Source organism: Streptomyces spinoverrucosus (assembly GCF_006539505.1).
Lineage (GTDB): Bacteria > Actinomycetota > Actinomycetes > Streptomycetales > Streptomycetaceae > Streptomyces > Streptomyces spinoverrucosus.
In genome coordinates, this window is the sequence record NZ_BJND01000025.1 from 112,694 (window position 1) to 134,979 (window position 22,286).

General features: G+C 70.1%; 20 protein-coding genes. 11 read left to right on the forward strand and 9 right to left on the reverse strand.

Going from position 1 to position 22,286, the window contains the following annotated elements; genetic code table 11:
- Window positions 1–7: 7 nt before the first annotated feature.
- The 6 genes from urtE to SSP24_RS18805 all read right to left on the reverse strand — a co-directional run bounded on the left by urtE (window position 8) and on the right by SSP24_RS18805 (window position 6,038).
- A complete protein-coding gene (gene urtE, locus SSP24_RS18780) occupies window positions 8–700 on the reverse strand; it encodes an urea ABC transporter ATP-binding subunit UrtE (protein ID WP_141310795.1) in 693 nt (230 codons plus the stop codon).
- Window positions 700–1,461, reverse strand: coding sequence for an urea ABC transporter ATP-binding protein UrtD (urtD, locus tag SSP24_RS18785; protein WP_141310796.1), 762 nt, complete (start codon window positions 1,459–1,461; stop codon window positions 700–702). The genes urtE and urtD overlap by 1 nt, the downstream gene beginning before the upstream one ends.
- The gene (gene urtC, locus SSP24_RS18790) at window positions 1,458–2,540 is read right to left on the reverse strand and encodes an urea ABC transporter permease subunit UrtC (RefSeq protein WP_141310797.1); all 1,083 of its coding nucleotides are present in this window, start codon (window positions 2,538–2,540) and stop codon (window positions 1,458–1,460) included. Before urtC ends, urtD begins: the two co-directional genes overlap by 4 nt.
- Complete coding sequence (urtB, locus tag SSP24_RS18795) at window positions 2,537–3,433, reverse strand: urea ABC transporter permease subunit UrtB (protein ID WP_141310798.1); 897 nt, start codon at window positions 3,431–3,433, stop codon at window positions 2,537–2,539. The genes urtC and urtB overlap by 4 nt, the downstream gene beginning before the upstream one ends.
- A gap of 11 nt (window positions 3,434–3,444) precedes the next feature.
- The gene (gene urtA / locus SSP24_RS18800; protein ID WP_141310799.1) at window positions 3,445–4,701 is read right to left on the reverse strand and encodes an urea ABC transporter substrate-binding protein; all 1,257 of its coding nucleotides are present in this window, start codon (window positions 4,699–4,701) and stop codon (window positions 3,445–3,447) included.
- A 224-nt stretch (window positions 4,702–4,925) separates the two neighbouring features.
- Complete coding sequence (locus tag SSP24_RS18805) at window positions 4,926–6,038, reverse strand: substrate-binding domain-containing protein (RefSeq protein ID WP_141310800.1); 1,113 nt, start codon at window positions 6,036–6,038, stop codon at window positions 4,926–4,928.
- Between the two features lie 78 nt (window positions 6,039–6,116).
- Here SSP24_RS18805 and SSP24_RS18810 point away from each other — a divergent pair, with 78 nt between their 5' ends.
- The 4 genes from SSP24_RS18810 to SSP24_RS18830 all read left to right on the forward strand — a co-directional run bounded on the left by SSP24_RS18810 (window position 6,117) and on the right by SSP24_RS18830 (window position 10,971).
- Window positions 6,117–6,560: a MarR family winged helix-turn-helix transcriptional regulator gene (locus SSP24_RS18810; protein WP_141310801.1), complete on the forward strand. Its 444-nt coding sequence runs from the start codon at window positions 6,117–6,119 to the stop codon at window positions 6,558–6,560.
- Window positions 6,561–6,620: 60 nt separating this feature from the next.
- On the forward strand, window positions 6,621–8,366 hold the full coding sequence (gene polX / locus SSP24_RS18815) for a DNA polymerase/3'-5' exonuclease PolX (protein WP_141310802.1): 1,746 nt from the start codon (window positions 6,621–6,623) through the stop codon (window positions 8,364–8,366).
- Between the two features lie 509 nt (window positions 8,367–8,875).
- On the forward strand, window positions 8,876–9,529 hold the full coding sequence (locus SSP24_RS18825; RefSeq protein WP_373306799.1) for a chitinase: 654 nt from the start codon (window positions 8,876–8,878) through the stop codon (window positions 9,527–9,529).
- A 71-nt stretch (window positions 9,530–9,600) separates the two neighbouring features.
- A complete protein-coding gene (locus SSP24_RS18830) occupies window positions 9,601–10,971 on the forward strand; it encodes a phosphoinositide-specific phospholipase C-related protein (RefSeq protein ID WP_141310804.1) in 1,371 nt (456 codons plus the stop codon).
- Window positions 10,972–11,018: 47 nt separating this feature from the next.
- On the opposite strand, the gene sph is transcribed toward SSP24_RS18830, so the two are convergent.
- Window positions 11,019–12,041 carry a sphingomyelin phosphodiesterase gene (gene sph, locus SSP24_RS18835; protein WP_174864673.1) on the reverse strand — a complete coding sequence of 341 codons (1,023 nt, stop codon included), beginning with the start codon at window positions 12,039–12,041 and terminating at the stop codon, window positions 11,019–11,021.
- A 266-nt stretch (window positions 12,042–12,307) separates the two neighbouring features.
- Between sph and SSP24_RS18840 the strand changes: the two genes are divergently transcribed.
- The 7 genes from SSP24_RS18840 to SSP24_RS18870 all read left to right on the forward strand — a co-directional run bounded on the left by SSP24_RS18840 (window position 12,308) and on the right by SSP24_RS18870 (window position 20,401).
- Complete coding sequence (locus tag SSP24_RS18840) at window positions 12,308–13,138, forward strand: alpha/beta fold hydrolase (protein WP_141310806.1); 831 nt, start codon at window positions 12,308–12,310, stop codon at window positions 13,136–13,138.
- A 42-nt stretch (window positions 13,139–13,180) separates the two neighbouring features.
- The gene (locus SSP24_RS18845) at window positions 13,181–13,705 is read left to right on the forward strand and encodes a (2Fe-2S)-binding protein (RefSeq protein ID WP_141310807.1); all 525 of its coding nucleotides are present in this window, start codon (window positions 13,181–13,183) and stop codon (window positions 13,703–13,705) included.
- Between the two features lie 12 nt (window positions 13,706–13,717).
- On the forward strand, window positions 13,718–14,746 hold the full coding sequence (locus tag SSP24_RS18850) for an FAD binding domain-containing protein (RefSeq protein ID WP_141310808.1): 1,029 nt from the start codon (window positions 13,718–13,720) through the stop codon (window positions 14,744–14,746).
- Complete coding sequence (locus SSP24_RS18855) at window positions 14,743–16,980, forward strand: xanthine dehydrogenase family protein molybdopterin-binding subunit (protein WP_141310809.1); 2,238 nt, start codon at window positions 14,743–14,745, stop codon at window positions 16,978–16,980. The genes SSP24_RS18850 and SSP24_RS18855 overlap by 4 nt, the downstream gene beginning before the upstream one ends.
- Before the next feature lie 63 nt (window positions 16,981–17,043).
- Window positions 17,044–18,786 (forward strand): SpoIIE family protein phosphatase, encoded by a 1,743-nt coding sequence (locus SSP24_RS18860; RefSeq protein ID WP_229866178.1) that lies wholly within the window; start codon window positions 17,044–17,046, stop codon window positions 18,784–18,786.
- 86 nt (window positions 18,787–18,872) lie between these two features.
- On the forward strand, window positions 18,873–19,262 hold the full coding sequence (locus tag SSP24_RS18865; protein WP_141310810.1) for a VOC family protein: 390 nt from the start codon (window positions 18,873–18,875) through the stop codon (window positions 19,260–19,262).
- A 74-nt stretch (window positions 19,263–19,336) separates the two neighbouring features.
- Window positions 19,337–20,401, forward strand: a complete 1,065-nt coding sequence (locus SSP24_RS18870; protein ID WP_141310811.1) for an adenosine deaminase — start codon at window positions 19,337–19,339, stop codon at window positions 20,399–20,401.
- Here the strand turns inward: SSP24_RS18870 and SSP24_RS18875 are convergent.
- Both SSP24_RS18875 and SSP24_RS18880 read right to left on the reverse strand, forming a co-directional pair.
- Window positions 20,389–20,898: a mycothiol transferase gene (locus SSP24_RS18875; protein WP_141310812.1), complete on the reverse strand. Its 510-nt coding sequence runs from the start codon at window positions 20,896–20,898 to the stop codon at window positions 20,389–20,391. The genes SSP24_RS18870 and SSP24_RS18875 overlap by 13 nt on opposite strands.
- 476 nt (window positions 20,899–21,374) lie before the next feature.
- Window positions 21,375–22,250: a LysR family transcriptional regulator gene (locus SSP24_RS18880; protein ID WP_141310813.1), complete on the reverse strand. Its 876-nt coding sequence runs from the start codon at window positions 22,248–22,250 to the stop codon at window positions 21,375–21,377.
- Window positions 22,251–22,286 lie beyond the last annotated feature (36 nt).

Sequence of the window (22,286 nt, forward strand, 5' to 3'; positions counted from 1 at the left end):
ACCGACCTCACACGCTGAGCGCTTCCCGTACCGACGCCTCCGCCTCCCGTCCGCCCGTGCCGGACGAGGTGACCCGGCCGGACTCCAGGACGTAGTACCGCTGGGCGGCCCGCATCGCGAAGCCGACGTGTTGTTCGACCAGCAGTACGGAGAGGCCGCCCCGCCCGGCCAGGGCGAGGATCGTCTCCTCGATCTCGGTCACGACCGACGGCTGGATGCCCTCCGTCGGCTCGTCGAGGAGCAGGACCCGAGGGCCCGTAACCAGAGCGCGGGCGATGGCGAGTTGCTGCCGCTGCCCACCCGACAGCAGGCCTGCGCGGCGGCTCGCCAGCGTCCGCAGCGCCGGGAACAGGTGCAGCGCCTCGTCGACCGCCGCCTTCCCGCGCCGGCGTCCGTCCGCGACGAGCCGGAGGTTCTCGGCGGTCGTCAGGTGCGGGAACGCCTGCTGGCCCTGCGGGACGTACGCCATCCCGCGCGCCACGCGCTCGTGCGGCCTGCGGCGGGTGATGTCCTCGCCGTCGAGACGGACACGGCCGGCGGTCGGGGTGAGCAGGCCGACGGCGGCCCGCAGGAGGGTGCTCTTGCCCGCGCCGTTGTGTCCGAGGACCGCCGCCACCCCGTCCTTCGGCACCTCGACACTCACGCCGTGCAGGACGGTGCTCCGGTGGTAGCCGACCCGGACGTCGTCGATCTCCAGCATCACGCCTCCTGTACGACGGTGGCGTCCTCGGTCGCGGCAGCGTGCCCCAGGTACACCTCCTGCACCTTGGGATCCGCCTGCACCTCGGCCACCGTCCCCTCGCTGAGCAGTCGGCCGGCGTGCAGCACGCTCACGCTGCGCGCGAAGGACCGCATGAAGTCCATGTCGTGCTCGATCACGACGACGGTCCGCTCCTCGCTGATGCGCCGCAGCAGCGCGCCGGTCGCCTCGCGCTCGTCGTGGCTCATCCCGGCGACCGGCTCGTCGAGCAGCAGCAGCCGTACGTCCTGCACCAGCAGCATGCCGATCTCCAGCCACTGCTTCTGACCGTGCGCGAGCGTCCCGGCGGGGGAGTCGGCGAGGTCCGTCAGACCGATCGTCTCCAGTGCGCGGACCACCGACTCCGGTACGTCCTTGCGGCGGCGCAGCATGGTCCACATGCTGCGGCCGGCGCCCGCCGCGATGTCCAGGTTCTGCAGCACCGTCAGCTCCTCGAAGACCGTGGCGGTCTGGAACGTGCGCCCGATCCCCGACCGGGCGATCCGGTGCACGCTCCGCCCGAGCAGCTCCTCGCCGTCGAAACGCACCGAGCCCTCCGCCTTCACCAGGCCGGTGACGGCGTCGACGAGGGTCGTCTTGCCGGCGCCGTTCGGCCCGATGAGGAACCGCAGGTCACCGGGGCGCACGTCGAGGTCCACGCCGTCGACGGCGGTGAAACCGTCGAAGGAAACCCGCAGTCGCCGTATCTCCAGTCCGCTCATGCCGCTTCTCCCACCGCGACGACCGTCGCCTTGCGCTGCCGGGCCCTGCGCCGCCGCAGCATCCCGGCCAGCGAGGCGAGCCCACCCGGCAGGAAGGCCAGCGCGACGATGAACAGCAGCCCCTGGAAGTACGTCCACGCCGCCGGGAACTCCTCCGACAACGCGGTTTTCGCCCAGACCACGCCGATCGCGCCCAGCACCGCGCCCACCAGGCTGGCCCGGCCGCCGACCGCTGCGCCGATCACGAACTCGATGGACGGCACGATGCCGATCATCGCCGGTGAGATGATGCCGACGGCCGGCACGAACAGCGCGCCCGCCAGCCCCGCCATGCCCGCCGCCACGACGTACGCGACGAGCTTGACGTTCGCCGGGTCGTAGCCGAGGAAACGCACCCGCTCCTCCGAGTCGCGCACGGCGACCAGGAGTTCGCCGTACCGGCTGTGGATCAGCTGCCGGGCGAGGGCGATCAGGGCCAGCAGGGCGGCGGCGATGATGAAGTACACCGTCCGCTGGTTGACCGGGTCGTCGAGGTCGTAGCCGAAGAAGCCCTGGATGTCGGTGAGCCCGTTGGTGCCGCCGGTCGTCGCCTGCTGGCCGATCAGCCAGATGGCGAAGGCGGCGGCGAGGGCCTGGCTGAGGATCGCGAAGTACGCGCCCTTCACCCGGCGCCGGAAGACGAACAGACCGAGCAGCGCGGCGACCGCCATCGGCAGCAGCACGGTCGCGGCGAGGGCGAACGCCGGGTTGGCGAACGGCCGCCACCACCAGGGCAGTTCGGTGGCGGTGCCGTACAGCTGCATGAAGTCGGGCAGGTTGCCCGGCCCCGCGTCGGCGATCTTCAGGTGCATCGCCATGGCGTAACCGCCCAGCCCGAAGAACACGCCCTGCCCGAGTGTCAGCAGCCCGCCGCGGCCCCAGGCCAGACAGATGCCGACCGCGACCATGGCCGTGCACAGGTACTTCGCGAGCAGCCCGAGCCGGAAGTCGGTGAGCGCGAGCGGGGCGACGGCGAAGAGCAGGACGGCGGCGCCCGCGAAACCGGCGACCGGCCGCAGCGATCCCTTCAAGGGGTTCATACGAGACTCCTGGTGCGCAGCGTGTACAGCCCCTGCGGCCGCCACTGGAGGAACGCGACGATGGCGACGAGCACCAGCACCTTGGCGACGCTGACGGTGGTGGAGTACTCCAGGACCGACTGCAGCACACCCAGCACGAACGCCACGATCACCGTTCCCTTCAGCTGGCCGATCCCGCCGACCACGATCACCAGGAAGGCGTCGATGATGACGTTGGTGCCCATCGTCGGCCCGATCGGGCCGACCAGCGTCAGCGCCACCCCGGCGATGCCCGCGAGCCCGGAGCCGACGAAGAACGCTGTGCGGTCGACGCGGGCGGTGGAGATGCCGGACACCTCCGCGAGGTCCCGGTTCTGCACCACGGCCCGGATCCGGCGGCCGAGCGGCGTCAGCCGCAGCGTCGACGCGAGCGCGACGACCGCCGCGACGGCGAGGCCCAGGATGAACAGCCGGCTGTTCGCGACCGTGAGCGGATCCGCGCCGCCGATCAGCGTGACGTTTCCGGTGAGCCAGTCCGGCGCCCGAGTCTGCACATTGGGTGCGCCGAAAATGTCCCGGGCGAGTTGCTGGAGCATCAGCGAGACACCCCAGGTGACGAGAAGGGTGTCCAGTGGCCGCAGATAAAGCCGTCGTATCAGCAACCATTCGAGCAGCGCGCCCAGGGCACCGGAGACGAGAAAGGCGACGGGCAGCGCGACCAGCAGCGACATTCCGGCGTCGGAAATGGATTTCTGCAGGACGTACGTTGTGTAGGCGCCCGCCATGATGAACTCGCCGTGGGCCATGTTGATGACGTTCATCTGGCCGAAGGTGAGCGACAGGCCGAGTGCGATCAGCAGCAGGACGGCACCGATGCTGATGCCGGTGAAGGTCTGACCGAGGATGACGGTCATGCGGCGCCTCCTCAGCTCAGGTCGGAGGCCCAGGAGTAACCCTTGAGGTACGGGTCGGGCTCGATGGGCTTGCCGGAGTCCCACACCTCCTTGATCAGTCCGTCGGTGCCGATCTCGCCGATGCGGGCGGTCTTGTAGAGGTGCTGGGTGGCGCCGTCCACGGTGACCTCGCCCTCGGGTGCGTCGAAGGTGATGCCGTCGGAGGCGGCCTTCACCTTCTCCGGGTCGAAGGACTTGGCCTTCTCGACCATCGCCTTCCACAGGTAGACCGAGGTGTACGCGGCCTCCATGGGGTCACTGGTCGGCTTGTCCTCGCCGTACTTCGCCTTGTACGCCTTCACGAACTTCTCGTTCGCGGCGCCCGCGGTCGTCTGGTAGTAGTTCCAGGCCGTCAACTGGCCCGCCAGATACTGCGAGCCGATCGATTTGACCTCCTCCTCGGCGATCGAGACGGAGACCACCGGCAGCGACTTCGCGGTGAGCCCGGCCGACTTGTACTCCTTGAAGAAGGCCACGTTGGAATCGCCGTTGAGGGTGTTGAACACGGCGTCCGCCTTCGCCGCCTTCACCTTGTTGGCGATCGTGCTGAACTCGGTGGAGCCGAGCGGAGCGTAGTCCTCGCCGAGAATCGTCATGCCGTTGGCCTTGGCGTACGCCTGGATGATCTTGTTGGCGGTGCGCGGGAAGACGTAGTCGCTGCCGACCAGGTAGAGCTTCTTCAGGCCCTTGCTCTTGAGGTAGTCCAGCGCCGGGACGATCTGCTGGTTGGTGGTCGCGCCCGTGTAGAAGATGTACGGCGACTGCTCCAGGCCCTCGTACTGCACCGGGTAGAACAGCAGCGACTTGTTCTTCTCGAACACCGGCTTGACGGCCTTGCGGCTGGCGGAGGTCCAGCAGCCGAAGGTGGCGGCGACCCGGTCCTCCTTGATCAGCTTCTGTGCCTTCTCGGCGAACGTCGGCCAGTCGGAGGCGCCGTCCTCGCTGATCGGCTGGATCTTCTTGCCGAGCACCCCGCCGGAGGCGTTGATCTCGTCGATCGCCAGCTTCAGGGAGTCGCGTACGGTCACCTCGCTGATCGCCATGGTGCCGGACAGCGAGTTGAGCAGACCGACCTTGACCGTGTCACCGCTGACGTCGGCCTGCGCGGCCTCGTCGGACGAGCCGGCCGCGTCGGTCTTCGCCCCGCACGCGGACAGCGCCACGACGGCCGTGAGCGCGAGGCCGCCGGACAGGAAGCGACGGCGGAGAATGATGGAAGCGCTGGACAAATGGACCCCCTCGGGTGTGGAGGACGACAACCTCCTGAAGTGCGGTCCACAGCCTCAAGTCGCTCTGTTTCCGGGGCGTTTCACGGGACTTTCCCCGAGGCAACAAAAAACGCCCCGGCGGTGTGTGATGTGCATTCGAAAGCAGAATTCACACGGATTCACAATTCGCCCGAGGCATTCTAGTTAGTTTCCGTGGGAAGTATCTTGACGTCCGCTCAGCCGTGTCAAGAGGGGGAGCTGTGAAGATCCAGCTCCGTGAGCACATCGAAGTCGCAGCCGTCCGCCCGCGCCAGATAGATCCGCTGACGCACATGGCCGCCCCGCAGCCGCAGCAGCCCGCGCGGCCCCTCGTACGACACCGTCCCGGCCGCCGCCCCGATCGCCCCCACGTCCAGCGTCCCGGCCCGCTTCAGCAGTGCCGCCAGCAGCAGGACGCCCTCGTAGCAGGACTCACCGAGGCTGCCGAGCGCGGGTGCCTCGATGCCGTACCGGCGCGAGTACTGGCCGTGGAAGTCGAGGGTGTTCTGGTTGGCGAGAGAGGCGAAGAAGCCGGCGGTGCTGTAGAGGTCGGTGGTCGCCGAAGGGCCGCTCGCCATCAGCATGTTCTCGTCCATCAGGGTGCTCAGCCGCAGGCAGCGCGCGTCGAGGCCGTACTCCGCGAACGCCCGGTTGAACCGCACGGCGTCGCTGCCGACCAGCAGCATCAGTACCGCGTCGGTGTCCGAGCGCTCGACGCGGCGCAGCGTGGGCTCGAAGTCGTGGGTACCGAGCGGGAGATACACCTCACCGGCGACCGTTCCGCCGGTCTCGCGCGCGTACGACCGTGCCGCCCGCGCCGTACGCCGCGGCCACACGTAGTCGTTGCCGACGACGAACCACCGGCGCACCCGGCGTTCGCGCGCCAGCAGGGTCATCGCGGGCCGCAGTTGGTCGCGGGGCGTCTCACTCGTCAGGAACACGCCCGCGGTGTTCTCCCCGCCCTCGTACAGGGCGGTGTAGACGTACGGCACCCGATGGGCGATCCTCGGCGCCAGCGCCTGTCGCACCGAGGAGATGTGCCAGCCCGTGACGCCCTGCACCACGCCCAGGTCCACCAACGCCTCGACATGGTCGGCGATCTGGCGGGGCGGCGCCCCGCCGTCGACGGGGATCAGCCGCAGCTCGCGGCCGAGCACCCCACCCGCGCCGTTGATCCGCTCGGCGGCGAGCCGGGCGCACAGCTCGCAGGTCGGCCCGAAGATCCCCGCCGGTCCCTGCAACGGGAAGACGAGCGCCACGCCGAGCACGGAGGCGTCGGCCGTGAACCACTCGCCGAGTGGGGGATCGTGCCGGAACATGCCGTCATGATTTCGGGTCCCCCAGGTGAACTCCAGTCCGTCTCATACGATGTACGCACACCGTGATCCAGGAGCAGGATGCCCACTTCATCTGCGTCGCGTCGGCCGCAGGACCTGATGCGGCTGCTGACGCGGGCCGAGCGGCTGGCCGCCCGCCGCCTGCAGGCCGCGTTGGACGAGGAGGGCTGCTCGGTCGAGACGTGGCGGGTGCTCGCGCTGCTCTCCGACGGGGCCGGGCACCACATGACCGCTGTCGCCGAGGCGGCGTTCCTGCCGGCGCCGACGCTCACCAAGCTGGTCGACCGGCTCGTCGACCAGAACCTGATCCACCGGAGGGTCGACCCCCTCGACCGGCGCCGCATCCTCGCCCACCTCACTCCACGCGGCCTGGAGTACTGGCGACGCGTCGACCGTGCGGTACGGGCGGACTGGCCGGGGCTAGACGAGGGCGACACGGACGTGCTGCGCACACTGCTGGAGCGGCTCGCTGCCGTGCTGGGGGAGACGGCGTCGCGCGTGTGACCGCGTTGCGCCTGGCCGCTCAGCTGAGCGGGGCGCGGCGGTCGTGCTTACCCTGGAGACGTGGCTCGTTCCAACGATGAGGTCGCCGCGCTGTTCGCCGAGTACGCGGACCTGATCTCGATCACCGGAGGAGACGCGTTCCGCACGCGCACCTACGAGAAGGCCGCCCGCTCCATCGGCGGCTACCACGCCGACGTGTCCACCCTGGACGTCAAGGGCCTGCAGGAGATCCCCAACGTCGGCAAGTCGATCGCCGAGAAGATCGTCGAGTACTTCCGCACCGGCCAGGTGTCGGCCGTCGAGGAGCTGCGGGCGAAGATCCCCGCCGGGGTCCGGCGGCTGACGGCCATCCCCACGCTCGGCCCGAAGAAGGCCATGGCGATCTACGAGGAGCTGGGCATCTCCTCGATCGAGGAACTGGCCGACGCCATCCACGAGGAGCGGCTGCGGGATCTGAAGGGCTTCGGTCCCAAGACGGAGGAGAACATCCTGCACGGCATCGCGCTGCTGCAGTCCTCCGGGGACCGGGTGCTGATCGACGCCGCGATGGACGTCGCCGAGGACGTCCTCGCCCAGCTGTCGAAGGTGACCGGCTGCCGGCGGTGCGCGTACGCCGGCTCGCTGCGCCGCGGCCGCGAGACCATCGGGGACATCGACATCCTCGCCGCCGCCGAGGACTCGGAGCCGCTGATGCGGGCGTTCACCGAGCTGCCGGCGACCAGCGAGGTCATCGCGCACGGCACGACCAAGACGTCGATCCGCACCACCAAGGGCCTCGCCGTCGACCTGCGGGTCGTACCGCCGGACTCCTGGGGAGCGGCGCTGCAGTACTTCACCGGCTCCAAGGCGCACAACATCCGCACCCGGGAGCGGGCCGTGCACCAGGGCCTCAAGCTCTCCGAGTACGGGCTGTTCGACGTCGAGAGCGGAGAGAAGATCGTCTCCGAGACGGAGGAGGACGTCTACGCCCGGCTCGGTCTGCCCTGGATCCCGCCGACCCTGCGCGAGGACCGCGGCGAGATCGAGGCGGGGCTGCGCGACGAGCTGCCCGAGCTGGTCCAGGAGTCCGACATCCGGGGCGATCTGCACACCCACACGGACCTCACCGACGGTCTCGCCCCGCTGGAGGAGATGGTCGCCGCGGCCGCCGAACGCGGCTACGCCTACTACGCGATCACCGACCACGCGCCCAACCTCTACATGCAGCGCATGACCGACGAACGGATGCTGGCCCAGCGGATGCGCGTCCGGGAGCTCGACGAGGAGTACGGGCGGCGCGGCAAACGCGGCGGGATGCGGCTGCTGCACGGCGTGGAGCTGAACATCGACCCCGACGGCGGCGTGGATTGGCCCGACGACTTCCTGGCCGACTTCGACATCTGCGTTGCCTCGGTGCACTCGCACTTCAACCAGGGGCACGACGCGATGACCCAGCGGTTCGTGCGGGCCTGCGAGAACCCGTACATCAACATCATCGGCCACCCCACCACCCGCATCATCGGCAAGCGCCCCGGCGTCGACGCCGACCTGGACGCCCTCTTCGCCGCCTGCGCCCGCACCGGCACGGCCCTGGAGATCAACTCCCACCCCGACCGGCTCGACCTCAACGACGAGCACATCCTGCGGGCCAAGCGGTACGGGGTGAAGTTCGCCATCGACAGCGACGCCCACTCCACCCTCCACCTGGCCCACCTGCGCTACGGCGTGGGCACGGCACAGCGCGGCTGGCTCACCAAGGACGACGTGATCAACACCTGGCCGCTGACCCGCCTGCGGCGCTTCCTGCGCAAGGGGCGGGCGGGCTAGGACTCGCGCCCCTCAGAGCGGCCGTTGGCGCAGGAGGTTGAGCAGAGCCCCGTGCCGTGTACGCCGCCACCAGGCCGGTGATCCGGCTCTGTTCGCGCCCTGTCAGTGCGTAGGCCACGCGCCGGTCGCCCCGCCAGGCGTCGACACGCACCACGAACCCTTCCCCGCCGAGGTGCACGGCGCGTCCGGCGGCTCCATGCACAGCACGACGGCGGCGAATCGCCGAGCGTCGCCAACTGCCGTCCGCAGTCCTCAGGTTCGGTGACGTCCACCCGAACACCCCCCAGCTCGTGCGTCAACTCGTCCGAAATCCCGGACAGTTCGACTGGTCTAAACCCTTGACTGGTACAGACCAACGCGGTTGAGTGTCGGTCCAACCCCCCACCACGGCCGCCCCCACCGTCCCTCCCCTGGGAGCGGCCGTGTACCGCAAAGGAGCTGAACCTGTGTCGAGGCGACGTATTCGCATCTCCGCACTCTTGAGCTCGCTCGCCCTCGCGGGCGCCGCCCTGGCCCTCCAGCCGACTTCCACCGCGTCCGCAGCCGGATTCGTGGTCAGCGAGGCGCAGTTCAACCAGATGTTCCCGAACCGGAACTCGTTCTACACCTACAGCGGTCTCACCGCCGCCCTCAGCGCGTACCCCGGCTTCGCGAACACGGGCAGCGACACTGTGAAGAAGCAGGAGGCCGCGGCGTTCCTGGCCAACGTCAGCCACGAGACCGGCGGCCTGGTGCACATCGTCGAGCAGAACCAGGCCAACTACCCGCACTATTGCGACTGGAGCCAGCCGTACGGCTGCCCGGCCGGTCAGGCCGCCTACTACGGGCGCGGCCCCATCCAGCTGAGCTGGAACTTCAACTACAAGGCCGCGGGGGACGCGTTGGGCCTGAACCTCCTCAACGACCCATGGATGGTGCAGAACAACGCCTCGGTCGCCTGGAAGACGGGCCTGTGGTACTGGAACACCCAGACCGGCCCCGGCACCATGACCGGCCACAACGCCATGGTCAACGGCGCGGGTTTCGGTCAGACGATCCGCAGCATCAACGGCGCCCTGGAGTGCGACGGCAAGAACCCCGCGCAGGTGCAAAGCCGGGTGAACAACTACCAGCGGTTCACGCAGATCCTCGGGGTTTCACCGGGCGGCAACCTCTACTGCTGACGCCGGTTCGCGGGGCATGGTGTCATGCACCTGACTCACCACCATCACCCCTGCGGACGAAGGGCATCGTCATGCGTCGCACCCCCCACGCCCTGCTCGCCACGACCGCCGCGCTGGCCGCCGCGGTCGTGGCGCCCTCGCCCCCGGCCGGGGCCGCGGCGGCCCCGGCTCCCGGCGCGTACTACGTGCAGAGCGCCGTCACCGGACTCAACGCGGCCGACAACCAAAGCGCGGTCGAGCAGCGCAGACCCAAGGGCAACGAGGACCGCCAGCAGTGGAATCTGCGGCCGAGCGGATCCTCGTACGTCCTCGAAAGCACGGACGCCACGGGCAACTGCCTCGGCCGCTCGGGCGACCAGGCGCGGACCGTCGCCTGCACGAGCGCCGACGCGGCCTGGGAGATCACGTCCACCGGCGCCGACCAGTACACGCTCAAGGCCCCCGGCACCGACCGCCACCTCACACTCGCACCCAAACCCTCCGGCGCCAACTACCCGGCCCAGCTGGCGATCGGCGCCCATGGCTCCCTCGCCTCCTGGTACCTCACCCCCGTCACCCCGGCCGCCACCCCCATGCCACCCCAGGGCCAGCGCACCCTGGACCAGGTCACGTTCCTCACCTCGCACAACGCCTACGCCAACGGTGTCGACGGCGGCTTCGCCCCGCCCTTCGTGAACCTCGTTCCGAACCAGTCGCGCGGCATCACCCAGCAACTCGCCGACGGTGTCCGGGGATTCATGCTGGACATCCACCAGACCCCCGACGGCGCGATCCTCTGCCACAACAGCTGCACCCTGGTCAGCAGGCCGGTCGCCCTCTGGGTCGACCTCCAGCGGATCGTGGACTTCCTCCGGGCCCACCCCGACCAGTTCGTCACCGTCTTCCTGGAGGACTACGTCGACCCGGGCATCCTGCGCGCCGAACTCGCCCGCGTGAACGGCCTGGACGACGTCCTGTACCGCCCCGACCGGACGGGCGTCCGCCAGAACGGCTGGCCCCGGCTCGCCGACCTGATCGCCGCCAACGACCGGCTGCTGATCTTCACCGACCACAGCCGCTCCGCCGACCAGTCCGCGGGCCTGACCCGGGACAGCTTCGGCGTGATGTACCAGCGGGAGTGGACCGTCGAGAACTACTGGTCCATGGGCTCGGGCATCGGCTCCTCCGACTGGTCCTGCTACAGCCGCTGGTACGACGCGAACACCAACATCCCACTGAACCGCACCGAGCCCGGCTTCCGCCCGCTGTTCGTGATGAACCACTTCCGTGACGTCCCGATCACCGCCACGGTCCGCACGGACAACACCAAACTCGCCGACCGCGCCCGCCGCTTCTGCCAGCCGGCCGCCCGCAAGAAGCCCAACTTCCTCGCGGTGGACCGCTATGAGCTGGGCGACACCGCGTCCGCGGTGAACGCGCTGAACACCTACACGTATCCGTAACGCCTCAAGGGGTGGGCCCCGGCCACCCGGGGCCCACGTGGCTCAGCTCAGTACCCGATCACCGGGTAGTGGTCGGAGAGATTGGTGTACGTGTAGTCGGTACCCCAGCTCGTCACCGTCCAGGGCGCGCTCTGCTCCTTGACGACCTCGTTCTTCCAGACCGTCGGCCGCGCGTGCCCCGCCCGGTGGAGCACGTGGTCGAGGTCCTCGCGCGGGTCGTCGGGATAGCGGTCCCGCGCGATGGAGTTCTCCTGGGTGTCGAAGGAGTACGGGTGCCCGGTGCGCGCGTCGCTGTCCACCAGCCCGGCGTCGCCCAGCATCGAGGCGTGCTCGGCACTGCGTGAGTCCACGTTGAGATCACCGGCGACCAGCACCTGCTCGCCCGCCGGGATGTTCTTGCCGTCCAGGAACGCGTCGATCGTCCTGAACTGCCGGCTGCGCATGGCGGCCGCCTCGCCCGCGTCACAGCCCGGGTCGGTCGACTGGGCGTGCGTGCCGAGGACGTGCACCCTGGTGCCGTTCACGTTCAGGACGACGTACGCGAAGCCCTTGTTGGACCACCAGTCGGCCCCGCACGCGTCCTTGTAGACCCACTGCTCCTGGCGCAGGATCGGCCACTTGCTGAGGATCGTGACCCCGCCGTCCTCGGGCGTCGTCGCCGAGTACGCCCCACCGGTGGCGTCCCAGCCGCTCCTGCTCCGCCCCACCACCGGCGTCTGGTACGGGTACTCGCCCGCCACGGCGCTCTTCAGCGCGTCCGAAGAGGAGTTGTCGAACGCCTCCTGCACGACCACGACGTCGTTTCCACGGAAGAAGGCCGCCTTCGCGATCTCCGAGGCCCGGTGGTCCTGGCCCCAGTTCGGATAGAGGGTCTTGCTGAACAGGAAGACGTTGTACGACAGCACCTTGAGCGACGGCGCCTGCTCGGCGGCCGACGCGGTGGGCGCCGAGCCCGCGAGCCCGACGGCGGCGAGCGAGGACGCGAGCACGACGGCGCCATGAGTGCGGCGCGGTCCGGAGAGCGGCACTGGATCTCCCTGCGGGTGAAAGGGGTGAGTGGCGCCGCACATCAAACCATCTGGAGTTACTCCCAGGTAACACCCGTGCGCGGGACGGATGACGGATGGGCGTATGCAAGGGGCTAGGGCCGCCCAGCTCGGACCTGCCGTACAAAATGAGGTATGTCGGACATGGGCGTAACGTGGCTGCATGGGTCCGGCCGCTGACTCCGGCTGCGATCCAGCGCTTCCCTATGGCTGGGATCCGTTAGCCCCTGCTGCGGATCAGCGACCCGCACGACCCAGCCGCTTCCGCCTCTCCAGCAGAAGGATCAGCAATGGGCACGGTCACCACCTCCGACGGCACGACCATCTTCTACAAGGACTGGGGCCCTCGCGACGGGCAACCGATCGTCTTCCACCACGGCTGGCCGCTCACTGCCGATGACTGGGACAACCAGATGTTGTTCTTCCTCGCCCACGGCTACCGAGTGATCGCCCACGACCGGCGCGGACACGGGCGGTCCGGCCAGCCCACGGCGGGCCACGAGATGGACACCTACGCCGCGGACGTCGCCGCGCTGACCGACGCGCTCGACCTGCAGGGCGCCGTGCACATCGGGCACTCGACCGGTGGCGGCGAGGTCGCGCGCTATGTGGCGCGGGCCAAGCCCGGGCGTGTCGCCAAGGCCGTACTCGTCGGCGCGGTTCCGCCGATCATGGTCAAGTCCGAGAGCAACCCGGGCGGTACGCCGATCGAGGTCTTCGACGGATTCCGCGCAGCTCTCGCCGCCAACCGCGCGCAGTTCTACATCGACGTCCCCTCGGGGCCCTTCTACGGATTCAACCGGGACGGCGCAAAGGTGTCACAGGGCCTGATCGACAACTGGTGGCGCCAGGGGATGATGGGCGCGGCCAACGCCCACTACGAGTGCATCAAGGCGTTCTCCGAGACCGACTTCACCGAGGACCTCAAGCAGATCGACGTGCCCGTCCTCGTCGCGCACGGCACCGACGACCAAGTCGTGCCCTACGAGGATTCCGCGCCGCTGTCGGTCCAACTTCTGAAGCACGGCACCCTGAAGTCGTACGAAGGGTTCCCGCACGGCATGCTCTCGACCCATCCGGAGATCCTCAACCCCGACCTCCTGGAGTTCTTGAAGGCCTAGACCACGGGCACGCCGACCAAGTGCCTTTTCTGGAGGTGAGCCATGTCCACTCCCGGCCCGGCCCTTACCCAACCAGGCACCGCACGGGCGGAACGAGGTCCCGGGCCGGTGCGGGTGAGACTGTCGGTCAACGGCACCGAGCACACCCTCGACATCGAGCCGCGCGTGAGCCTGCTGGACGCGCTCCGGGAGCGCCTCGACCTGACAGGCGCGAAAAGGGGCTGTGACCAGGGCACCTGCGGGGCCTGCACCGTGTGGGTCGACGGACGGCGTGTGCTGGCCTGTCTCACGCTCGCGATGAGCTGCGAAGGCCACGAGATCACCACCGTCGAAGGGCTCTCCCAGGACGGGGAACCGCACCCGATGCAGCAGGCCTTCGTCGAGCAGGACGCCTTCCAGTGCGGCTACTGCACACCCGGCCAGATCATGTCCGCCGTGGCACTGATCGCGGAAGGGCACGCCGGGGACGACGCCGAGATCAAGGAGTGGATGAGCGGCAACATCTGCCGCTGCGCCGCCTATCCGCACATCCGGGCTGCCATCCGCGCCGTCCGCGACCAGACGTAGGGAGGCGCCCTCGTGCGGCCCATCACCTACCTCCGCGCGACCGACACGGCGACTGCCGTCGCGGCCGTGAGCACGGATCCCACCAGCGACTTCCTCGCCGGGGGCACCACCGAGGTCGACCTGCTCCGCCAGGACGTGCTGAACCCCCGACGGCTCGTCGACATCAACGACCTCCCCCTGGCCGGCATCGAGGGCACCCCGGAAGGCGGCCTGCGCATCGGCGCCCTGGCCCGGATGAGCGAGGTAGCGGCCGCCCCCGTCGTACGCGAGCGGTTTCCGCTGATCGCGCAGGCACTGGAGCTGGGAGCGTCCGCGCAACTGCGCAACATGGCATCCATGGGGGGCAACCTGCTGCAACGCGTGCGCTGTTCGTACTTCCGTGACGCCGAGTCCCCGTGCAACAAGCGGGACCCCGGCACCGGCTGCTCGGCCATCGAGGGCTTCAGCCGCGGTCACGCGGTACTCGGCACCAGCGAGCACTGCATCGCCACCCACCCCTCGGACGTGGCCGTCGCCCTGGTCGCGCTGGACGCGCGCGTGCACACCCTGGGCCCGAACGGCGAACGGACCCATGCCATCGACGACTTCTTCCTCCTCCCCGGTGACTCCCCGCACCGCGAACACCCCTTGGAGCACGGTGAGTTGATCACCGCGATCGAGGTGCCCGCCGCACCTGTGGCGCGCCACTCCCTCTACCTGAAGGTCCGGGACCGCGAGTCGTACGAGTTCGCGCTCGTCTCGGTCGCGGCGGCGCTGTCCGTCATGGACGGCACCATCGCGGAGGTGAGGGTGGCGCTGGGCGGCGTGGCCACCAAGCCCTGGCGTGCCAGACGGGCCGAGGACTTCCTCGTCGGAGCAACCGTCCGGCGCGACGACTTCGCCATGGCCGCCCGCGTGGAGCTGGCCGACGCCCGGCCGACCCCCATGAACGCCTTCAAGGTCGAACTCGCCCAGCGCGCGATCATCCGTGCCCTGGACATGCTCAGCGACGGAACGGGCACGGGGCCCGCACCCCGGCCCGGGATCGGGAGCCCGTCATGACCGCGACCATCCCGTCCGCCATCGGACAGCCGCTCGACCGTGTCGACGGCCCCGCCAAGGTCAGTGGGAGCGCACGGTACTCCGCCGAGATTCCCCTCCCGGCCATGGCGTACGCGTACGTGGTCGGCTCCCGCATCGCCGCAGGGCGGGTCACCGGGATCGACACGAGTGCCGCCCTGGCCGAGGAGGGCGTACTGGCGGTCCTCACCCAGCAGACGCTGCCGAAGATCGCCGAGCAGCCGCCGCTCGTGCCCTCGCTCGCCGGTACGGCGGCCCCCGGGCAGACCTTCTTCCCCATGCAGGACGACACCGTGCACTACGCGGGCCAGCCGATCGCGCTCGTCGTCGCCGACACCTGGGAACGGGCCCAGTACGCGGCGCGACTGCTGCGCGTCTCCTACGCCGAGACCCCTCCCGTGACCACCCTCGACCAGGGCCGCGACCTGTCGTACGAACCCGAGCGGATCTTCGGCGGATGGATACCGGGCCGCATCGAACGCGGCAACGTGGAGGCCGGACTGCGGGAGGCGGACGTCCGGGTGGAGGGCACGTACACCTACGCCGCGAACAACCACAATCCGATCGAGCCGTCCTGCACCACGGCCCAGTGGGACGGCGACAACCTGCTGCTGTACGACGCCACCCAGGGCGTCAACGCCACGCAGATGACCGTCTCCCGGCTGCTCGGCGTCCCGATGTCGAAGATCCGGGTCATCGGCCACTACGCAGGCGGCAGCTTCGGCTGCAAGGCGATGATCCACGCCCACCCGACGCTCGCCGCGATGGCGGCCCGCGCGGTCGGCAGGCCCGTCAAGCTCGTCCTCACCCGCGAGCAGATGTTCACCTCGGTCGGCCACCGCGAGGAGCAGGAGCAGCATCTGACGCTCGGCGCGACACGCGACGGCCGGCTGACGGCCATACGGCACCACAAGCTGTCGCCGACCTCGCACTTCGACGACTGGGCGGAACCGTCCGTCGGCGTCTCCTCGCAGATCTACGCGTGCCCCCACTACGAGGGCGTCTACCGGTTGTTCCGCGCCAACACCATGACCCCCACCTTCATGCGCGCGCCGGGTGAGGCGAGTGGCATGTACGCGCTTGAGTGCGCGCTGGACGAGCTCGCCCACGAGCTGGGCATCGACCCCATCGAGCTGCGCCTGCGCAACCACACCGATGTCGACGCCATGACGGGCCTTCCCTGGTCCAGCAGCGGCCTCAAGGAGTGCTACGAGCGCGGTGCCCAGCGCTTCGGCTGGGCCGGTCGCGATCCCCGGCCGGGCTCCCGCCGGGACGGGAACTGGCTGATCGGCACCGGCATGGCCACCGCCTGCTACCCGGTCGCCCCCCTCGCCAATCCCCAGCGCGCCCGCGCGCGCCTCTACGCCGACGGCACGGCGGTCGTCCAGGCCGCCACCCCCGACTTCGGCACGGGAGTCGCCACGGTGATGACACAGGTCGCCGCGGACGGCCTCGGACTGAGCGTGGACCGCTGCCGCTTCGAGAACGGTGACACCGACCTGCCCAACATCGCCGCCGCGGTGGGCTCGGCGGGCGCCGGCATGATCAGCGCGGCCGTGCACAGCGCGGCCACCGCGCTGCGCAGTCAGCTCATCCGGAGCGCCGTCGGTGATCCCGGTTCACCGCTGCACGGTGCCGACCCGGTCGACGTCGTCGTGCGCGACGGCGTCATGACCGCCGGAACCGCCTCCGAGTCGTACAGCGACCTGCTGAGGCGCACCTTCCAGCCGGACGTCGAGGCCGCGGGGCAGTGGAACCCGCCCGCCCATGACATCCCCTACGCCACGATGACCTTCGGCGCACAGTTCGCCGAGGTCGCCGTGGACGCTGAGCTGGGCCTTGTCCGGGTGCGGCGCATGACCGGGGCCTTCGCGCCCGGCCGGGTGCTCAACCCGAAGACGGCCCGCAGCCAGCTGATGGGCGGCATGCTGTGGGGCCTGGGCCAGGCACTCCTGGAGGCCAACCACATGCAGCCGGACACCGGCCGCTGGGTCAATGCGAGCCTCGGGGAGTACCTCGTCCCCGTCAACGCGGACGCTCCCGACGTCGACGTCGAGCTGATCGAGGTCGAGGACGACATCGTCAATCCCCTGGGCGTCAAGGGGGTCGGTGAGATCGGCCAGGTCGGTGCGGCGGCCGCGATCGCCAACGCAGTGCACCACGCCACCGGGCGGCGGGTGCGGAAACTGCCGATCATGATCGAGGACCTTCTCTGAGCAGCGCGTCGGCAGCCCAGAGCGCGCGGAATGAGTCCGGGCCCTCTGAAGGTTGACCACCCCATGGCAGCAGCAGACCCCGCCCACGGAGCGGACGACGTGGCGGCAATGATCGGGGATGCGGGGAACGCCGTCGGCGCGGCCCTGCGGGCCCTGCTGACCCACTCGGTCATGGGGTTCGCCGTCTGGGACACCGATCTGCGCTGCATCTGGTCCAACGACGCCCTCGAACGCTACGACGGAATCGCCCGCGACCAGCGGCTGGGCCGACGGCCACGCGAATCCCTGACCGGAGACGCCGTCGAGTTCGAGGCGGTCGTACAACGGGTGCTGGACACCGGTGAATGTGTCATCGGCCGCGAGTACCGTGTCCCGGCTGTTCCGGGCAGACGGCGTGACGGTGCCTTCTCGGCCTCCTTCGTGCGTCTGGACGACGCCGACGGCCGCCCGCTGGGCGTGTGCATGGTGCTGGTGGTCGTCAAGGACCGCCGATGGGCAGGCGACCGCCTGGCCGTGGTGAGCGAGGCAGGCGCCCGCATCGGCACCACGCTGGACGTGATGCGCACGGCCCAGGAGCTGGCCGACTTCACGGTGCCGTTGATCGCCGACTACGTGACCGTCGACCTGACGGAGGCGGTACAGCTCGGTGAGGAGCCGCTGGACCGGCTCGGGCTCTCTCAGGGACGCATCCCCAAGTTCCGCCGGGCGGGCAGGGCCTCCATCCACCACGGTGCCCCGGAGTCCCTGTGGACACCGGGCGAGGTCGTCTACGTCCCCGAGACATCGCCGTTCACGCAGGTCCTGTGCTCGGGCCGCCCCGTGCTGGAGCCCGTCCTCGACGTCTCCCGCGCCACCTGGCTGGACAACGACCCGGAGCGGGCCGCGAAGATCCGGGAGTTCGGCATGCACTCCCTGCTGATCCTTCCGATCCACGCACGCGGCGTGCTCCTGGGCGTGGCGGTCTTCGTGCGGACGGAGAACCAGACGCCCTTCGACGAAAGCGATCAGCTGCTGGCCGAGGAGCTGGTGGCCCGGGCCGCGCTGAGTCTGGACAACGCCCGCCGGTACACCAGCGAGCGGAGGACGGCCCTCGCCCTTCAGCGCAGTCTGCTGCCGCACCGGGTGGACGGCGGTTCCGCCATGGAGGTGGCCGCCCGTTACATACCCGCGGACGCCGCGGACAGCGTCGGCGGTGACTGGTTCGACGTCATCGGCCTGCCCGGCGGACGTCTGGCGCTCGTGGTGGGCGACGTGGTCGGGCACGGCATCAACGCTGCGGCGACCATGGGCCGGTTGCGTACGGCCATCCGCACGCTCGCCGATCTCGATCTGTCTCCGGGGGAGCTGCTGACCAGGCTGGACCGGACGTTCATCCGGCTCACCGAGGACGAGGAGGCCGCCGGTACGGAGGCTCCGTCCATGGGTGCCACCTGCGTCTACGCGGTCTACGATCCCGCCACGCGGAAGTGCACGCTGGCACTCGCCGGGCATCCGCCGCCCGCCGTGGTCCACCCGGACGGTCACGTTTCGTTCCCCGACCTGCTGCCCGGCCCTCCGCTCGGCGTCGGCCTGTTGCCCTACCAGCCCGCGGAACTCGATCTCCCCGCAGGCAGCCTCATCGCCCTGTTCAGTGACGGGCTCGTCGAGGAGCGCCGTCAGGACATCGACGTCGGCCTGGAACGCGTGGCCCGTGCCCTCGCCGGGAGGGCCTCGTCCCTGGAGGAGCTGTGCACGGCGGTGATCGGCACGCTGCCGACCACGACTCCGGCCGACGACGTCACCCTGCTGCTGGCGCGCGGCCTGTGAGACGCACTCGTCCGTGACGGACGACTGGCGCCCGTTGCGTTTTACGTATAACCTCTCCGGTCAATCAGCCCTCCCGGAAGGCCCCGATGCGACGTATCGCCCTGGTCACCCTCGTCGTCGACGACTACGACGAGGCGATCCGCTTCTACACCGAGGCCCTCGGCTTCCGCCTCGCCGAGGACGCGCCCCGCGAGGACGGCTCCCGCTGGGTCGTGGTCGAGCCCGGAACGGCGGGCGCCGGTACCGCCCTGCTGCTCGCCCGCGCCAAAGGTGAGACGCAGCGGGCCCGGGTGGGTGACCAGACCGGCGGTCGCGTCGGCTTCTTCCTGCACACCGACGACTTCGCCCGCGACCACGCCCGGATGCTGGCCGCGGGTGTGACCTTCCTGGAGGAGCCGCGACACGAGCCGTACGGCACGGTCGCCGTCTTCCAGGACCTGTACGGCAACCGGTGGGACCTGCTTCAGCCCGCCTGACCCGCACCTCCGCTCCGTATCAACGCCCGCCCGAAGAAACTCCGCATCAACGCCCCGCCCGAGGAAAGCCCACCATGACCGCTACGCGCGTAGACGCCGCCACCCTCCGACGCCTCCCCAAGGCCGTCCTGCACGACCACCTCGACGGCGGCCTGCGCCCCGCCACCGTCGTCGAGCTCGCGGAGACCGTCGGCCACACCCTGCCCACCACCGACCCCGATGCGCTGGCCGCCTGGTACTACGACGCCGCGAACTCCGGGGACCTGGTCCGCTACATCGCCACCTTCGAGCACACCCTCGCCGTGATGCAGACCCGCGAGGGCCTGCTGCGCACCGCCGAGGAGTACGTCCTCGACCTCGCGGCGGACGGTGTGGTGTACGGCGAGGTGCGCTACGCGCCGGAGCTGATGGTCAAGGGCGGGCTGACGCTGCCCGAGGTCGTCGAGACCGTGCAGGAGGGGCTCGCGGCGGGCATGGCCAAGGCGGCCGCCGCCGGCACGCCGGTCCGGGTCGGGACGCTGCTGTGCGGGATGCGGATGTTCGACCGCACCCGGGAGATCGCCGATCTCGCCGTCGCCTTCCGGGACGCCGGTGTCGTCGGCTTCGACATCGCCGGCGCCGAGGACGGCTTCCCGCCCGCCGACCACCTGGCCGCCTTCGAGCACCTGCGCCTGGAGAGCGTGCCGTTCACCATCCACGCCGGTGAAGCGCACGGCCTGCCCAGCATCCATCAGGCGCTCCAGGTGTGCGGCGCGCAGCGCATCGGGCACGGCGTGCGGATCACGGACGACATCGTGGACGGCAAGCTCGGCCGCCTCGCCGGGTGGGTGCGCGACCGCCGGATCGCGCTGGAGATGTGCCCGACCTCCAACCTCCAGACCGGCGCCGCCACCTCCATCGCCGAGCACCCCATCACGGCGCTCAAGGACCTCGGCTTCCGCGTCACGCTCAACACCGACAACCGCCTGGTCTCCGGGACGACCATGACCCGCGAGATGTCCCTGCTGGTCGAGGAGGCGGGCTGGACGGTCGAGGATCTGCGCACGGTGACCGTGAACGCCGTCAAGAGCGCGTTCATCCCGTTCGACGAGCGGAACGCCCTCATCCGGGACGTGATCCTGCCCGGCTACGAGGCCTGAAGCAGCCCTCGTACGTAGGCGGCCTGCCCGACGTGCTGAAGGTCGTCGGACAGGACGCTCACCAGCCGTACGCCGAGGCTGACCGGCGGATCCCAGCGGTCGTCGATGATCTCCTCCAGGTCCTTGGCGGTCAGCCCGCGCACGAAGCCGAGCGTCTGCTCGTGCACCGCGTCGTAGTAGCCGGTGAGCAGGTCGGGGGAGTCGACCCGCACCTTGGCCACCTTCGCCGAGCTGTGCCCGTACCCGGTGTCGAGGCGCGGCAGCCCGAGTCCGAAGCGCTTCTCCCAGTCCTGCGTCAGCCAGACCTGGTCGAGCCCGGAGGCGTCGGCGATGTGGTCGTCCTGGACGCGGGTCAGGTGCCAGATCAGCCAGGCGATGGAGTTGGCGGCGGGGCCGGGACGGGCGTTGACGTCGTCGCCCGTGAGGCCTTCGACGGCGGCGTGGACTTCTTCCTGGATGCGGCTGTAGCCGTCGGTGAGGATGTCCTTGGCATGCATACGTCCCACCATGGCGCATCGCCGGGATTCCCACGACGACGCACCGCCGAGATCCCCGCGACGGTGCGCCGTGAGATCCCGCGAGGGACGCTGCCGAAATCCCGCGACGGCGCGCCGGGAGCTCGCGCGACAGGCGTACCGCCAGGCGGCCGCGACGGTGCGCCGCCGAAGTCCCGCGACGGTGCGCCGTGAGATCCCGCGAGGGATGCTGCCGAAATCGCGCGACGGTGCGCCGGGAGGTCGCGTGACGGCGTACCGCCAGACGGCCGCGTCGGTGCGCCGCCGGAGTCCCGCGACGGTGCGCTGTGAGATCCCGCGGGGGACGCTGCCGGAATCGCGCGACGGCGCGCCGGGGGGTCGCGTGACGGCGTACCGCCAGGCGGCCGCGTCGGTGCGCCGCAGGAGTCCCGCGACGGTGCGCCGAGAGTTTCCACGAGGGCCCGTGGCGAGATCCCCCGACCGCGCACCGCCGGGATTCACGCGTCGAGGAGCGTCATCAGGGCCCGTGCCGCCGGGCTCGTCGCCTCTCGGGGCGGCAGCAGGGCGACCGTCTCGTACATCGCCTCGCCGGTGCCCTTCAGGGGCAGTGCGGTGAGTGAGGCGCGCTTGTGGCGGAAGTGGTCCGGTACGACGGCGATGCCCAGGTTTTCGTCCAGCAGGTCGAGCAGGCTGTGCACGTCGTTCACCTCAAGGGCCACCGTCCGCCGTACACCCGCCCCGGCGAACGCGGCGTCGGTGGCGCGGCGCGGCCCCCAGTCGGGGTGGAAGTCGACGAACACCTCACCGCCCAGCTCCTGAGGCGTCACGGCCGCGCCGACGGCGGCGAGGCGGTGCGTCGGATGGCACAGGACCGTCATCGGCTCGCTGGTCAGCGGTACGGAGCGCAGCTGGTCGGTGTCCTCCTGCGTGCGCACCGCGAAGGCCAGGTCCAGGCGCCCCGCGGCGACCTCCTCCGCCAGCGCGCCCGAGCCCGCCTGCCGCAGACAGATCTCCACATCCGGGTGCCGGTGCCGGAACGCCGCGAGCAGCCGCGCCACGTTGACCCCCGCGATGCACTGCTCGGTGCCGAGCGCGAGCATGCCGCGCAGTACGCCCTGCACCGCGGCCACCGCCTCATGCGCCGCCCGCACCTGCGCCAGGATCCGCTCCGCCTCGCCCAGCAGGGCCCGTCCGGCCGGGGTGAGCGTCACCCGGCGGGTGGTCCGCACGAACAGCGGGGTCTGCAACTCCCGCTCCAGCGCCCGGATCGAGGCCGACAGACCGGACTGGGACACCATCAGCCGTTCGGCCGCCCGGGTGAAGTGCTGGTCCTCGGCGACCGCGACGAAGTGCTGGAGATGGCGCAGTTCCATGACTGAGAAGCGTAATCGCTGAATTCCATCGGATTC

Bases quoted from the DNA above. Each gene is read 5' to 3' on its own strand.
- SSP24_RS18810 (WP_141310801.1), top strand. From the start codon at position 6,117: ATGCCCACTTCATCTGCGTCGCGTCGGCCGCAGGACCTGATGCGGCTG.
- urtC (WP_141310797.1), bottom strand. From the start codon at position 2,540: ATGAACCCCTTGAAGGGATCGCTGCGGCCGGTCGCCGGTTTCGCGGGC.
- sph (WP_174864673.1), bottom strand. From the start codon at position 12,041: ATGTGCGGCGCCACTCACCCCTTTCACCCGCAGGGAGATCCAGTGCCG.
- urtD (WP_141310796.1), bottom strand. From the start codon at position 1,461: ATGAGCGGACTGGAGATACGGCGACTGCGGGTTTCCTTCGACGGTTTC.
- urtB (WP_141310798.1), bottom strand. From the start codon at position 3,433: ATGACCGTCATCCTCGGTCAGACCTTCACCGGCATCAGCATCGGTGCC.
- SSP24_RS18840 (WP_141310806.1), top strand. From the start codon at position 12,308: ATGGGCACGGTCACCACCTCCGACGGCACGACCATCTTCTACAAGGAC.
- SSP24_RS18865 (WP_141310810.1), top strand. From the start codon at position 18,873: ATGCGACGTATCGCCCTGGTCACCCTCGTCGTCGACGACTACGACGAG.
- SSP24_RS18875 (WP_141310812.1), bottom strand. From the start codon at position 20,898: ATGCATGCCAAGGACATCCTCACCGACGGCTACAGCCGCATCCAGGAA.
- urtE (WP_141310795.1), bottom strand. From the start codon at position 700: ATGCTGGAGATCGACGACGTCCGGGTCGGCTACCACCGGAGCACCGTC.
- SSP24_RS18870 (WP_141310811.1), top strand. From the start codon at position 19,337: ATGACCGCTACGCGCGTAGACGCCGCCACCCTCCGACGCCTCCCCAAG.
- SSP24_RS18860 (WP_229866178.1), top strand. From the start codon at position 17,044: ATGGCAGCAGCAGACCCCGCCCACGGAGCGGACGACGTGGCGGCAATG.
- SSP24_RS18855 (WP_141310809.1), top strand. From the start codon at position 14,743: ATGACCGCGACCATCCCGTCCGCCATCGGACAGCCGCTCGACCGTGTC.
- SSP24_RS18830 (WP_141310804.1), top strand. From the start codon at position 9,601: ATGCGTCGCACCCCCCACGCCCTGCTCGCCACGACCGCCGCGCTGGCC.
- SSP24_RS18845 (WP_141310807.1), top strand. From the start codon at position 13,181: ATGTCCACTCCCGGCCCGGCCCTTACCCAACCAGGCACCGCACGGGCG.
- SSP24_RS18805 (WP_141310800.1), bottom strand. From the start codon at position 6,038: ATGTTCCGGCACGATCCCCCACTCGGCGAGTGGTTCACGGCCGACGCC.
- SSP24_RS18880 (WP_141310813.1), bottom strand. From the start codon at position 22,250: ATGGAACTGCGCCATCTCCAGCACTTCGTCGCGGTCGCCGAGGACCAG.